The organism is Microbacterium sp. Leaf203 (assembly GCF_001421275.1).
In the GTDB taxonomy this organism is placed as follows: domain Bacteria; phylum Actinomycetota; class Actinomycetes; order Actinomycetales; family Microbacteriaceae; genus Microbacterium; species Microbacterium testaceum_A.
This window is the reverse complement of sequence record NZ_LMKF01000022.1, coordinates 489,081-502,500: the sequence shown is the minus strand read 5'-3', so window position 1 is coordinate 502,500 and position 13,420 is coordinate 489,081. Positions and strand designations below refer to the sequence as shown.

The following is a 13,420-nucleotide window of genomic DNA, read 5'->3' as shown; positions in this document are numbered from 1 at the left end:
TTCACCCTAGGCGTGTCAGCCGCGACGCGTGTCGCGACGGAAGAAGTAGACGGTGCCGGCGACGAACACTGCGAGCCAGACCACCGCGTTGACGAGGGCGCCGAGGTCGAATCCGTCACCCGTGAGGGGCGAGCGGGCGAGCTCGCCGATGCCGTAGACCGGCGTCAGCTTGCCGATCACCTGCAAGAAGTCGGGCATCGACGACAGGGGGAAGAACAGGCCGCCGAGGAACGACAGCAGCACCACCGCGAGGCTCGTGATCTGCGCCGCGTTCTCGCCCGGCACCATGTAGCCGACCATCAGGCCGAGGGTGGTGAAGACGGCTCCGGCGAGCACCCAGGCCGAAAGACCCGTGACGATCCACTGCACCGGGGCGAGCTGCACGCCCGCGCCGGCGGCCACCGCGTAGGTCGCGATGACCGCGATCAGGCCGAACATCATGCCGGCGAGCATCTTGACGACGACGTTCGAGATCGGGTTGAGAGGGGTGAGCCGCAGTTGCCGCGACCAGCCCTGCGCGCGCTCGACCGCGACCGATGCCCCGGTCTGGGTCGCCGACATCATGGTTCCGTACATCGCCATCGAGACCATGATGTACGCGGCCACCGACACTCCCCCGGACGCCAGCGGCGTATCCGTCAGCGGGACGTCGAGGGTCTGGAACCCGACGATGAAGAACATCAGCACGGGGAACGCAACGGTGAAGAAGATGCTGCGCGGATTGCGCAGCTTGCGCACCAGTTCGATGCGCAGATAGGTCAGTGTGAAGCCGCCCATGGCGGGGAGCGGGCGGTCGAGGGCGATGGCGGTCATCGGAGTGCTCCCGTCGGGACGAGGTCGGATGCCGAGGGCTCGGCGGTGAGCGTCAGGAACACGCTCTCGAGGTTCTGGGCGGTGATCTCGAGATCCCGCGCCGAGGTGGAGGTGAGGAGGTGACGCGCCAGGGCGTCGGAATCCCGCGTGTGCACGGTGATGCGCTCGCCGGCGGCCTCGACCGAGTCGACGCCCGGAACGGCCGCGAGGGCCGTGAGGTCGGCATCCGGGAGAGTCACCTGAACGACCCGCCCCGAGACGAGGTTCTTGATCTCGGTGGTGCTGCCGTCGGCCACGATCTGCCCGCCGCGCATCAGGATGATGCGGTCGGCGTACTCGTCGGCCTCGTCGAGGTAGTGCGTGGCGAATATCACGGTGCGTCCGCGCGCGGCATCCGCCCGGATCGCGTTCCAGAACGACCGGCGTGCCTCGACGTCCATGCCGGTGGTGGGCTCGTCGAGGATCAACAGCGCCGGGTCGCTGACGAGTGCCATCGCGAAGCGCAGACGCTGCTGCTCGCCGCCCGAGCACAGGCCCACCTTGCGGCGGGCGAGACTCAGGATGCCGGCCCGCTCGAGGGCCTCGTCGACGGGGCGCTTCTCGGCGAACAGGCTCGCCGTCAGCTCCACCGTTTCGCGCACGGTCAGGTCTTTCAGCAGCCCGCCCGACTGGAGGACGGCAGAGACGAGGCCCCGGGCGACGGCTCCGCGAGCGCTGTGGCCGAACACCTCGATGCTGCCGTCGTCGGGGTTCGTGAGGCCCAGGATCATGTCGATCGTGGTGGTCTTGCCCGCGCCGTTCGGGCCGAGGAAGGCCACGATCTCGCCCGGTCGGACGGTGAGGTCGACGCCGCGGACGGCGTGGACGGAGCCGAAGCTCTTGACGACGCCCCGCGCGTCGATCGCGGCGGGGGTGGGGGTGGAGGAGGTCATGTGTTCATGCTCGCCTCGGGGCGCTCGCCGCACATCGGACGGCTGTCACCATTCAGAGGTGACGTTCGTCATGGGTGGATCCGCTACGCCACCTTCGTCGCCCTGATCGTGTAGCTGAGCGGCACGACAGACGGCTGCTCGGTCAACGCGTATTCGCCGTTGCCGCGAAGCGTCATGCGGCCGGGCAGCGCTTCCCACGGCACACTGTCGTGCTCGACCAGCGTGTCGAGGCGCAGGCCACGCTGGAGCAGGGCGGTGACGATCTCGCCCAGGCCGTGGTTCCACTCGTAGGTCTTCGTCGACGTGAGCGGCGCGGCCACCTCGACGTACGTGCTGTCGTCGTCCCACTCCAACGGGGCGGTCTGCTCGAAGTACGGGAACGTCAGGGACAAGCCCGGCAGGTCCTCGTTCATCGCCCACAGGACGGGGTGGCCCTCGCGGATGTGCAGCGTGCCTCCTGGTGCGAGCAGCTCGGCCACGACGCCGGCCCACTCCGAGATCGACGGCAGCCAGCACAGGGCGCCGATCCCGGTGTAGACGAGGTCGAAGCTTCCGCGGGGCAGGACGTCAGCGGCATCCCGGACATCCGCCTGGACGAACTCGACGTCGACGCCCGCGTCGGCAGCGAGGCGGCGGGCCTCGACGACGGCGTTCTCGGAGAAGTCCAGACCGGTCACCGTCGCGCCGAGACGGGCCAGAGACAGAGTGTCGGTGCCGATGTGGCACTGCAGGTGCGCGGTGCGCTTGCCTGAGATGTCGCCCAGCAGCGGCCGGTCGAAACGCACGACGTCCGAGAGCGCGTCGGCGTCGTCGATGTAGCGCGCGATTCCGTATCCCGATCCGTCCCGGGCGGCGTGCAGCGTCGCGCGCTCGTTCCAGTTGGCGCGGTTGGCGTCGATGTAGTCGGAGGTCATGGCATCCCTTTCCGGGAATCGAGCCTAGGGATGCCATGACCCGGTGTCGCCGCGTGACGCGGGGCGGGCGTGATGTCGGAGGTGCGGGTTAGCCTGGCGGCATGTCGGGCAAGGTCTATGTCATCCACGAGAACCCCCAGTGGATTCCGCCGTTCGCGGCGGCGTTCGAGGCGGAGGGCGTGCCGTTCGAGGAGTGGCTGCTCACGGACGGGTCGATCGACCTCGCGGTCGAGCCTCCTGAGGGAGTGTTCTGGTCGCGGTTGAGCGCATCGGCGCACACGCGTGATCACGCGCACAGCAAGGAGTTCGGTCGGGCCGTGTTGCGCTGGCTGGCGTCTTGGGGACGAACGGTCATCAACGGTGCCGACGTTCTCGAGCTCGAGGTCAGCAAGGTGGCGCAGCATGCCGCCCTGCGTCACGCGGGGATCGACGTCCCGCGCACCGTCGCCGTCTTCGGCACCGACGATCTCGTCGCCAAGGCGCGGGAGTTCGGGGCGCCCTTCATCAGCAAGCACAACCAGGGCGGAAAGGGCCTCGGCGTGCGCCGTTGGGACTCCGTCGACGAGTTCTCGGCGTGGGTGGCCGGCGCCGACTTCGAGCCCTCCCCCGACGGCATCACCCTCCTGCAAGAGTTGCTGGTCGCGCAGGCGCCCTTCATCACGCGCGCCGAGTTCGTCGCCGGTGAGTTCGTCTACGCGGTGCGCGTCGACACGAGCGCGGGCAGCTTCGAGCTCTGCCCGGCCGAGGCCTGCGCGATCCCGGGCGCCGACGGTGTCGAGCCCGAGCCGCTGTTCCGTCGTCGCGACGACGTCGATCCGGCGCTCATCGACCGCTACCTCGCCTTCCTCGCGGCAGAGGGTGTGGGCATCGCGGGCATCGAGTTCATCGAGACGCGCGACGGCCGGACCGTCACCTACGACGTCAACACCAACACGAACTACAACCCCGACGTCGAGGCGACCGCGCCGCGCTCCGGGCCGCGCGAGATCGCTCGCTGGCTCGGCTCGCTGCTGCCGAAAGAAGCGGTCGGTCTCCGTGGCTGAGGCCGCTCCCCCGCACTCCGACTGGCGCGGCTTCGGCTTCGCCACGCGCCAGGTGCATGCGGGCGAGGTCGAAGACCTGACGCACGGCTCGCGCATCACACCGGTGCACCTGTCGGCGGCCTACCGGTTCGACTCGTTCCAAGAGGCGACCGACCGGTTCGCGGGAGCCGATCTGGGCCACCTCTACTCGCGCAACGCCAACCCCACCAACCAGGTGGCCGAGGCGCGATTGGCGTCGCTCGAAGGCGGTTCGGGCGCGATCGTCGTCGGCTCGGGCCAGGCGGCGATCACCATCGCCCTGCTCGGTCTCGCCGGCAGCGGCGAGCACATCGTCTCGACCGCCAGCATCTACAGCGGAACGCGCGTGCTCTTCGACCGCACCTTCGCCCGCATGGGCGTGACCGTCGAGTACGTCTGGGACCCCGCGGACGACGCCGAATGGGACGCCCTGATCCGCCCCGAGACGAAGGCGATCTTCACCGAGACGCTGCCGAACCCCAAGAACGACGTCGTCGACATCGACGCCGTCGCTCGCGTCGCGCAGCGGCACGGCATCCCTCTCGTCGTCGACAACACCATCGCGACGCCGTTCCTCATCCGCCCGATCGAGCACGGAGCCGACATCGTCGTGCACTCGGCGACGAAGTTCCTTTCTGGGCACGGCGCGAACCTCGCGGGCGCCGTGGTCGACGGTGGGACGTTCGATTGGGTGGCATCCACTCGGTCCTATCCCTCGCTCACCGACACGGCCATCGCCGGGCACGCGTCATTCGTCGATGCGTTCGGGCCGCGCGCATTCGAGCTGTCGCTGCGGTTCGGCATCGCGAACGACACCGGGCCGGCGCTCTCGCCGCTCAACGGGTTCTTGCTGCAGCAGGGCATGGAGACCCTGTCGGTGCGCATGCGCCAACACCTCGCGACCGCCCGCACGGTCGCCGAGTGGCTGGAGGAGCACGCCGCCGTCGAGAGCGTCGACTACGCGGGCCTGCCCTCGCACCCGCAGCACGCGCTCGCGGTGCGCGATTACGGCGGTCTCTCGGGTTCGGTGTTCTCGTTCACCGTGCGCGGGGGCCGTCCCGCAGCCGAGCGGTTCTTCGACGCCCTGCGCTTGTTCAGCCGCATGACCAACATCGGCGACACCCGATCGATGGCCCTGCACCCCGCGACCACGACGCACCTCGGCTTCACGCAAGAGACGCGCGATCGCCTCGGCATCGGTGACGGCCTGATCCGCCTGTCGATCGGCCTCGAAGACGCCGAAGACCTCGTCGCCGATCTCGATCAGGCGCTTCGCGCGTCGAGCTGACGCTCCCGTCACGGGGGGGTCCGGCGCCGCCGGGCCCCGGTGTGCGCACGGTCGGACCTTCGCGCACGGCCGGGTTCCCGGCATCCAGCCCCGGAGTCCCGGCGCAGGCCCCACCTTCCGCGGGGCCCGACCTTCGACACGCGCTCGGGTTCCCGGCATCCGGCCCCGCCACCCCCACGAGTGTCCAAAACACGCGGACGGTCTTCGATGTCGTCCGGGTGTTTTGGACACTTCAACAAGAAGGGAACGGTACGGCACGAGCCCGCACGCCCATGCGCGCCTCACACCGGACGAGCCCGCCTTCGCGACGCCCCGTCAGGCGTCGCGCTGCGCCTCCAGGCGCCGCACGCGCGGGATCACCTCGGCGGCGAAGCGCTGCAGCTCGGGCAGGTGCGGCGAGAACTGCAACAGCAGGGTCGAGACGCCGACGTCCGCGAAGGCGACGATGCGTTCCGCCACCTGATCAGGGGTTCCGACGAGGTTCGGCCGCAGGCCGCGGTTCGAGACCGAGTACTCCTTGAGGTCGACCTGGGTGTCCAGCTTCGACTTGCTGACGAAGTCCTGGTACGAGCCGTAGGCCGCTCCCCCGCGCACATCCGTGATGCGGTCGATCTCGGCCTGCGCCTCGTCTTCGGTGTCGCGCACGACGGCGTACGCCGCCATTCCGAACGCCTCGAACGGCGTGGCCCCGGCCTCGGCCCGGCGCCGGCGCATGTCGGCGACCTTCGTCTCGAGCTCCTCGAGGGTGCCGCCGTGCGTCAGATACGCGTCGGCGAAGCGCGTGATCGCGTTGCGTCCCGCCTCGCTCTCGCCGCCCGCGTACAGGCGCGGCCGCACCTGCGGCTTCGGCTCGAGGTACGTCCCCTCGGTGCGGTAGTACTCTCCCTCGTACGCGAACGGCGTCTCGGACCACAGGCCGCGCAGCACCTCGACCCACTCGATCGTGCGGGCGTAGCGGTCGTCGTGGGCGCTGAAGAGGCCGTCGTACTGCGTGGCCTCTTCGGCCCACCACGCCGAGACGACGTTCAGGGTGAAGCGTCCCCCGCTGATCTCGTCGATGGTCGCCGCCTGCTTGGCGGTGTGGAAGGGATTGTGGAAGCCCGGGCGCACGGCCGCGAGCAGCTCGAGCTTCGAGGTCACGGCGGCGAGTCCCGCGGTCACCGCCCAGGCGTCGAGCGACGGCGCCTCGACGCCCTTGATGTCGTTGAGGTTCAGCTCGGGGATGAGCGTCAGATCGAATCCGCCCTCTTCGGCCGCCCGGGCGATCTCGGCGATGTGGGCGAACGACACGGGTGTCTGCTCGTCGTCGACGTTGCGCAGCCACCCGCCGAAGATGGGGGTCCAGTAGCCGAAACGCACGCGCTGGGGGGAGGTCATGGCTCCATCCTCACCCGGTCGGCGTCGCCCGGCGTCACGGGGCGAAACGGTCCGTCACATGTCGTTGACCGATGGCCGAAGCGGTGCGAAGTTTGCCGGGTTCCGATCCGCGAGGAGAACCCCATGACCGACTTTCCGCCCACCCACGAGCCGCTGAAGTTCGCCTACTGGGTGCCCAACGTCAGCGGCGGGCTCGTCATCAGCTCGATCGAACAGCGCACCGACTGGGACTACGACTACAACGTGAAGCTGGCTCGCACGGCCGAGCGGGTCGGGTTCGAGTACGCCCTGAGCCAGGTGCGGTACGCCTCCAGCTACGGCGCCGCGCAGCAGCACGAGTCCACCTCGATCAGCCTGGCCCTGCTGCTGGCCACCGAGAAGCTCAAGGTCATCGCCGCCATCCACCCCGGCATCTGGCATCCGGCTGTCCTGGCGAAGTTCATCAACACGGCGGATCAGTTCTCGCACGGTCGTGCGGCGGTCAACGTCGTCAGCGGGTGGTTCAAGGACGAGTACACCGACCTGGGGCTGGAGTGGCTCGAGCACGACGAGCGGTACGAGCGCGCGGCCGAGTTCATCCAGGTGCTGCGCGGTCTGTGGACGCAGGAGAAGTTCTCGTTCCACGGCACGTACTACGACATCACCGACTTCACACTGCGCCCGTTCCCGTTCGAGGTGCCGGGGCGGGCGCACCCCGACATCTTCCAGGGCGGCAACTCCACCGCCGCGCGCTTCAACGGCGGTGCGTTCTCGGACTGGTACTTCTCGAACGGCAAGGACTTCGACGGTTTCACCGAGCAGCACGACGACGTCACCCGCGTCGCGGCCGAGCACGGTCGACGCACGCGCTTCGGGCTGAACGGCTTCGTCATCCAGCGCGACAGCCGCGCCGAGGCCGAGGCGCAGTTGCGCGAGATCATCGCCCACGCCGACTCGGGCGCCGTCGAGGGCTTCCGCAAGAGCGTGCAGGAGGCGGGCAATTCCACGGCCGACAAGAAGGGCATGTGGGCGGACTCTTCGCTCGAGGACCTCGTGCAGTACAACGACGGGTTCCGCACCCAGCTGTTCGGAGATGCGCAGCAGATCGCCGAGCGCATCATCGAGTACAAGAAGCGCGGGGTCGATCTCTTCTTGCTCGGCTTCCTGCACTTCCAGGAGGAGCTGGAGCACTTCGGAGAGACGGTGATCCCTATCGTCCGCGAACTCGAGGCGGACCTGGCGCGGACGGGCGATCCGATCGGGGTAGCCGCGAGCTGACAGGTGATCCGACTGAGCTGAAGGTCGCGACGATGCATATGCCGATAACGGAATGACCGAGATCGGCTCCGATTCGTCATAACTCTGTAACAGGTAATCCATAGGTTGTTCCCAGGATCGAGATCGGTCCTATCCCCCTCGACCGCGCGGGAAGCTCCAGGCCGTGCGATCGCAACCTGATGGAGAACCCGTGCAGAGACGCATCCTCGCGGGCACGGTCGTCGGCGGCATCGCCGTGACGACCGTGTTCGCCGCCGCCCCGGTCTCGGCCGCGATCGCCCCACCGCCTCTGAGCGTGGTGCGACCGGCCTCGCCACTGATCGACATGCCGACGGCATACCCGGTGCAGCCCGACCTCAAGGTCTTCCCGGACAACCCCGACGACAAGTCCATCGCGCGCGGTGTCCGCCCGTACGACGAGATCGCCCCGTTCCTGAACACCCTGATGGATGCCAGCGACCGCGTGTCCGCGCAGGTCGTCGGCACGTCGGCTCAGGGTCGGGACATCTACCTGGTCACGCTGACCACGCCCGAGAGCGTCGAGCAAACCCGGCAGCAGGGTGTCTGGCGCGACCTCATCAAGGCCGACCCGGTTGCCGCGGCCGCCGACTCGACGCTGCAGTCCGGCTACAAGGTGCCGATGTGGTTCAACGGCAACATCCACGGCAACGAGTGGGAGGGGACCGACGCGACCCTCAACTACATCGAAGATCTCGCGACGAGCACCGACCCGGCCACGACCGAGATGCTCGAGGACCACCGCATCTACTTCACGGTCACCAACAATCCCGACGGGCGCGCGCTCGGCCAGCGCGGAACGGCCAACGGGTACGACCCGAACCGCGACTTCATCACAGGAGCCACGGCCGAGGCATCGATCGTCCGCGACCTGGCCAGTGTCATCCAGCCGACCTACTTCATCGACCTTCACGGTTACACCAACGTGCTCCAGGTCGAGCCGTGCGGACCGCCGCACGGCGAGAACTACGAGTACGACCTCTTCGTGCCCCACGCCTATGCGACCGCCCTCGAGATCGAGGAGGCCGTGACCGCCGCGAACATCCCGGGCAACACCTACTACGACCCGGCTTCGGGTGGGGTCACCTCCACGAATACCGGGTACATCAACATTCCGTTCCGCGACCAGCGCTCGGGCTGGGACGACTGGCCGCCGATCTTCGCCCCGCAGTACGTGGCGTACCAGGGTGCGATCACGAACACCGTCGAGCTCCCCCTCGGTCGCAGCGGCGACCAGCCCGCCCGCGCGAAGGTCAACATCGAGGTCGCGGAGCTCGTCATCGACACGGTTGTGGACTACGTCGACACCCACAGCGACGCCCTGCTCGACAATCAGATCGAGATCTTCCGTCGCGGTGCCGCCGGCGAGCCCAGCCGCGAGATCCCCGCCGACATCGAGCCCAGCGATCTCGCGCCGGGCGTGCCGACGCAGTGGACGGACATCTGGGACGAGACCGACGTGTACAACGCCGACTTCCCCCGTGCCTACGTCATCCCCGCCGGTGTCGGCCAGAGGTCCGAGTCCGACGCCCAGACCCTCGTCCAGCAGCTGCTCGTGAACGGTGTCCGGGTCGATCGGATGACCTCCGGTGCGCGCATCGATGGCACGGACTATCCAGCCGGCTCCTACTACGTCGACATGCACCAGCCTCTTCGAGGTCTCGCTAACGTGCTGCTCGCCGACGGGTCCGACATCTCGAACCGGGTGCCGGACATGTATGACATCTCGGCGTGGAGCCTCGCTCTGCTGTGGGGTGCCGATGTCGTCCGCGTCGGCGAGACCACCGACCCGGCCCCGGCCACGGCCCTGGAGCGCGTCACGTCGGCGCCGCTCACCGGCGCGGTTCCCGACGGCCCCGGTTACCTCACCTTCGAGCCGCGCGGTGTCTCCGACTGGCAGGCGGTCAACGCGCTCCTCGCGGAAGGCGTCGCCCTGTCGCAGGTGACCGACGGCACCATCGTGGTCGGCGCGGACGAGACCTCGCGCACCGCTGCCCGCGAGGCCGCCGCCGTCTTCGGCGTCGACTTCGTCCTGAGCGACGGACGCCCCCTCCGTGACGGCGAGAGCACAGCGCTGGCTCTGACGAAGGTCGGGTACGTCGGCGATGCCGGTGACCGCGATGCTTTGATCAAACTCGGTTTCCCGACACCCGTCGCGGTCTCTGCGGCGGCGGTCACCTCCGGCGACGTCGACCTCGGCGCGATCGACGTACTCTACATCGGCACCGGACTGAGCTTCACGCAAGCGCAGTCCGCGGGTGCCGAGAAGGTGCGCGCGTACATCGCCGCGGGCAAGCCTGTCGTCGGGCGAGGCACGGCGGCCGCCGCATTCGTCAACACGTACGTCACCCCGCTCGCCGCCGTCTCGGGAACGAGCGGATCGAACGGTATCGCGCGGGTCGACACTCCGAGCGAGGGCATCCTCGGCGATTACCCGCAGGACACCGCTTTCGGCTCCACCTTCGCGTGGTTCCCGAACCTCGCTTCCGGCGTCACCGTCGAGCAGCGTTATGCGGCGACCGACACCTTCGTCTCGGGCCACTGGCGCGCGACGCAGGGGCGATCGGTCCAGGATGCCGCCGGCCAAGCGTCGGCGGTCTCGCTCACGGGGGCGTCTGGTTCGCGGGCCTTCGTCTTCGGTACCTCGCCCACGTACCGCGCCCACCCCGTGGGGGCGTTCAGCGACATCGCCCGCGCGGTGTTCTGGGCGGCCGGGCAGGGAACCCCGGTGGTTCCGCCGCCCAGCGTCATCGAGGAGGACCTGACCGATGCCACGCGAGGCACGGTGACCGTCCCCGAGACGGCGGTCGCGGGACAGACGATCACGGTCGGACTCGGGGCGGACCTCACCGGCGACGACCCGTTCGCGCTGCTGTTCCCGGGCCCCGTGGCGGTCGAGTTCGACGAGGTCACCGCCACCTCGGCGACGCTCACGCTGCCGGCCGACCTGGCCCTCGGCGATCTGCGCGTCGCGGTCCTGCTGGGTGATCGACAGGCGCCCGATGCCGCCCGTGCGGCCGCGCTCGCCGCGCAGGGGACCCTCTTCGGATGGGACGACCTTGTCGTCGTCGCCGCCGCAGCGGAACCCATCCCCACCCCGAGCGCGGACCCGAGCGAGACGCCCGTCCCCGCTCCGGCGGGCGACGCCCCGCGTGATCTGGCCGCCACCGGCTCGCCCGACATGTCCTCCCTCGGCTGGTTGGCGCTCGCCGCGGGCATGATCGGTGCAGGCCTGGTCGTGATCGGTCGCGTGCGCGCGACGAGCAGCGCGCAGTGACACCGTCCGGGGAGGGGCGCCCGCCCCTCCCCGGACTCCCCCACCCCCTGGAGCTCCCCCCATGACCGACCCGAATGCACCCCTCGAGGCCGCCGCCGACGGCGGTACGGCGCCTCCGGCGACCCGCAACCGCCGTACCGCCCTCACCATCGCCGCCCTTCTCATCGCCGCGGGGGTCGCCCTGGCCATCTGGGCCATCTCGATCTCCTTCGTCGCCCCCGAGGGGCAGAACGTTCCGGTGACGGCCCCCTCCACGACCGCAGCCACGACCCCCGCGCCGACGACGACAGCTCCCTCTGCGGCGCCGGACGAGACCCCGGCGGCCGAGGCATCGGCATCCCCCGATCTTCCCGCTCCCGCTCCGCCCGTCGAGGGTGCCCCCGTCATCGCGGCGTTCGCCGTGCAGCCCGAGACGGCCGTGTGCCCCGACGAGCGCGACAGCGTCGTCCCGCTGACCTTCTCGTGGCGCTCCGAGGGTGCGGACCGCGCGTGGATCGGCGTGGCCACGAGCGACGCCTCCGTCCAACCCACCGCGGAGGTCCCCACCGCCACCGACGGGTTCACCTCGATCTCGTTCGCGTGCCGCGACGCCGACCAGGTGTTCACCCTCACCGTCCAGGGTGCGGGCGGCACCGTGAGCAGGACGATCGCCGTCACCCGGGACCTCGGCTGACCGGGGGAGAGGCCCGGGAGCGCCCGAAGGCCGCAGGGACTCAGTCGCACCGCCCTTGAGTTTCGGTCTCGTAAATATGCGCGCGAGGGCTTTGTGAGCGGCGGGAATCGGACTTAGATGTCCGAAGGACTGCGGCGTCTGTCGCAATCGACACTTCACAGCAGAGGTAATTCATGACACTGCACATCAGTGGGCGGGGCCGTCTCGGCCTCGTCATCGGCGCCTTCGGCGCCTCGGCCCTTGTTCTGGCAGGTTGCACGACCACCACCGGAGGCGGCGCCTCCGACGGCGGCTCGACCGACCCCCTCGTCATCGGCACCACCGACAAGATCACCTCGATCGACCCGGCCGGCTCGTACGACAACGGATCGTTCGCCGTCATGACGCAGATCTACCCCTTCCTCATGAACAGCCAGTACGGCACGTCCGAGGTCACCCCCGACATCGCCGAGTCGGCCGAGTTCACCTCGCCGACCGAATACACGGTCACGCTCAAGTCGGGCCTGAAGTTCGCGAACGGCCACGACCTCACGTCGTCCGACGTGAAGTTCTCGTTCGACCGCCAGGTCGCGATCAACGACCCGAACGGCCCCGCGTCGCTGCTGGGCAACCTCGAGAGCGTCGCCGCTCCCGACGACACGACGGTCGTGTTCACGCTGAAGAACGGCAACGACCAGGTCTGGCCCCAGATCCTCTCGAGCCCCGCCGCGCCGATCGTCGACGAAGAGGTCTTCTCGGCCACCGCCGTCACCTCGGACGACGCGATCGTCGAGGGCAAGGCCTTCGCCGGTCAGTACACGATCGACTCGTACAAGCCGAACGAGCTCATCTCGTACAAGCCCTACGCCGACTACATGGGGTCGCTCCCCAAGGCGGCCAACGGCGGCATCTCGACCAAGTACTACGCCGACTCGTCGAACCTCAAGCTCGACGTGCAGTCGGGTGCGATCGACGTCGCCTACCGCAGCCTGAGCGCGACCGACGTCGCCGACCTGCAGAAGGACGATGCGGTCAAGGTCGTCGACGGCCCCGGCGGCGAGATCCGCTACATCGTCTTCAACTTCGACACCATGCCGTACGGCACGAAGACCCCCGATGCCGACGCCGCCAAGTCGCTCGCGATCCGTCAGGCCGCGGCCGACCTCGTCGACCGCCAGGCCATCGCGACCGACGTCTACAAGGACACCTACTCGCCGCTGTACTCCTACGTGCCGCAGGGTCTCGCGGGTGCCAACGAGGCGCTGAAGGACATGTACGGCGACGGCAGCGGCAAGCCCGACGCCGCCAAGGCCAAGGCGACCCTCGAGGCGGCCGGTCTGTCGACCCCCGTCACGCTGAACCTGCAGTACAACGGCGACCACTACGGACCCTCGTCGGGTGACGAGTACGCCGCGGTCAAGGCGCAGCTCGAGAAGGACGGCCTGTTCACGGTCAACCTCGCGCAGACCGAGTGGGTGCAGTACACCAAGGACCGCAAGGCCGACGCGTACCCCGCCTACCAGCTCGGCTGGTTCCCCGACTACTCGGATGCCGACAACTACCTCACCCCGTTCTTCTCGAAGGACAACTTCCTGCTGAACCACTACGACAACGCCGAGGTCCAGAAGCTGCTCGTCGACCAGGCGACGCAGACCGACAAGACCACGCGTGAGCAGGAGATCGGCGAGATCCAGGACAAGGTGGCCGCCGACCTCTCGACGCTGCCGCTGCTCCAGGGCAAGCAGGTCGCGATCGTGGGCTCGAGCGTCGAGGGCGCCGTCCTCGACGGGTCGTTCAAGTTCCGCTACGCACCGCTGCACAAGTAAGACCG

General features: G+C 68.9%; 10 protein-coding genes. 6 read left to right on the top strand and 4 right to left on the bottom strand.

Annotated elements, in window-relative coordinates; genetic code table 11:
- Window positions 1-15 precede the first annotated feature (15 nt).
- The 3 genes from ASE56_RS03560 to ASE56_RS03550 form a co-directional block, all read right to left on the bottom strand.
- The gene (locus tag ASE56_RS03560) at window positions 16-813 is read right to left on the bottom strand and encodes an ABC transporter permease (protein WP_056224999.1); all 798 of its coding nucleotides are present in this window, start codon (window positions 811-813) and stop codon (window positions 16-18) included.
- Window positions 810-1,745, bottom strand: a complete 936-nt coding sequence (locus ASE56_RS03555) for an ABC transporter ATP-binding protein (RefSeq protein WP_056224997.1) — start codon at window positions 1,743-1,745, stop codon at window positions 810-812. The genes ASE56_RS03560 and ASE56_RS03555 overlap by 4 nt, the downstream gene beginning before the upstream one ends.
- 83 nt (window positions 1,746-1,828) lie before the next feature.
- Window positions 1,829-2,659 (bottom strand): bifunctional 2-polyprenyl-6-hydroxyphenol methylase/3-demethylubiquinol 3-O-methyltransferase UbiG, encoded by an 831-nt coding sequence (locus tag ASE56_RS03550; protein ID WP_056224996.1) that lies wholly within the window; start codon window positions 2,657-2,659, stop codon window positions 1,829-1,831.
- A gap of 101 nt (window positions 2,660-2,760) precedes the next feature.
- Here ASE56_RS03550 and ASE56_RS03545 point away from each other — a divergent pair, with 101 nt between their 5' ends.
- Window positions 2,761-3,702: a RimK family alpha-L-glutamate ligase gene (locus ASE56_RS03545; RefSeq protein WP_056224993.1), complete on the top strand. Its 942-nt coding sequence runs from the start codon at window positions 2,761-2,763 to the stop codon at window positions 3,700-3,702.
- Window positions 3,695-5,008 (top strand): O-acetylhomoserine aminocarboxypropyltransferase/cysteine synthase family protein, encoded by a 1,314-nt coding sequence (locus ASE56_RS03540; RefSeq protein ID WP_056224991.1) that lies wholly within the window; start codon window positions 3,695-3,697, stop codon window positions 5,006-5,008. Before ASE56_RS03545 ends, ASE56_RS03540 begins: the two co-directional genes overlap by 8 nt.
- Before the next feature lie 315 nt (window positions 5,009-5,323).
- Here the strand turns inward: ASE56_RS03540 and ASE56_RS03535 are convergent, their stop codons facing one another.
- Window positions 5,324-6,385 (bottom strand): LLM class flavin-dependent oxidoreductase, encoded by a 1,062-nt coding sequence (locus tag ASE56_RS03535; RefSeq protein ID WP_200914112.1) that lies wholly within the window; start codon window positions 6,383-6,385, stop codon window positions 5,324-5,326.
- Window positions 6,386-6,508: 123 nt separating this feature from the next.
- On the opposite strand from ASE56_RS03535, the gene sfnG reads away from it, so the two are divergent.
- From sfnG to ASE56_RS03515, 4 genes are all read left to right on the top strand, one after another.
- Window positions 6,509-7,642, top strand: a complete 1,134-nt coding sequence (gene sfnG / locus ASE56_RS03530; protein WP_056224989.1) for a dimethylsulfone monooxygenase SfnG — start codon at window positions 6,509-6,511, stop codon at window positions 7,640-7,642.
- A gap of 190 nt (window positions 7,643-7,832) precedes the next feature.
- Window positions 7,833-10,937 (top strand): M14 family zinc carboxypeptidase, encoded by a 3,105-nt coding sequence (locus ASE56_RS03525; protein WP_056224987.1) that lies wholly within the window; start codon window positions 7,833-7,835, stop codon window positions 10,935-10,937.
- A gap of 61 nt (window positions 10,938-10,998) precedes the next feature.
- On the top strand, window positions 10,999-11,610 hold the full coding sequence (locus ASE56_RS03520; protein WP_056224984.1) for a hypothetical protein: 612 nt from the start codon (window positions 10,999-11,001) through the stop codon (window positions 11,608-11,610).
- A 173-nt stretch (window positions 11,611-11,783) separates the two neighbouring features.
- Entirely contained in the window at window positions 11,784-13,415 is a 1,632-nt protein-coding gene (locus ASE56_RS03515) for an ABC transporter substrate-binding protein (RefSeq protein WP_056224981.1), read from the top strand.
- Window positions 13,416-13,420 lie beyond the last annotated feature (5 nt).

Excerpts from the sequence above, each read along its gene's own strand:
- ASE56_RS03520 (WP_056224984.1), top strand. The coding sequence starts at position 10,999 with ATGACCGACCCGAATGCACCCCTCGAGGCCGCCGCCGACGGCGGTACG.
- ASE56_RS03560 (WP_056224999.1), bottom strand. The coding sequence starts at position 813 with ATGACCGCCATCGCCCTCGACCGCCCGCTCCCCGCCATGGGCGGCTTC.
- ASE56_RS03545 (WP_056224993.1), top strand. The coding sequence starts at position 2,761 with ATGTCGGGCAAGGTCTATGTCATCCACGAGAACCCCCAGTGGATTCCG.
- ASE56_RS03555 (WP_056224997.1), bottom strand. The coding sequence starts at position 1,745 with ATGACCTCCTCCACCCCCACCCCCGCCGCGATCGACGCGCGGGGCGTC.
- sfnG (WP_056224989.1), top strand. The coding sequence starts at position 6,509 with ATGACCGACTTTCCGCCCACCCACGAGCCGCTGAAGTTCGCCTACTGG.
- ASE56_RS03550 (WP_056224996.1), bottom strand. The coding sequence starts at position 2,659 with ATGACCTCCGACTACATCGACGCCAACCGCGCCAACTGGAACGAGCGC.
- ASE56_RS03515 (WP_056224981.1), top strand. The coding sequence starts at position 11,784 with ATGACACTGCACATCAGTGGGCGGGGCCGTCTCGGCCTCGTCATCGGC.
- ASE56_RS03535 (WP_200914112.1), bottom strand. The coding sequence starts at position 6,385 with ATGACCTCCCCCCAGCGCGTGCGTTTCGGCTACTGGACCCCCATCTTC.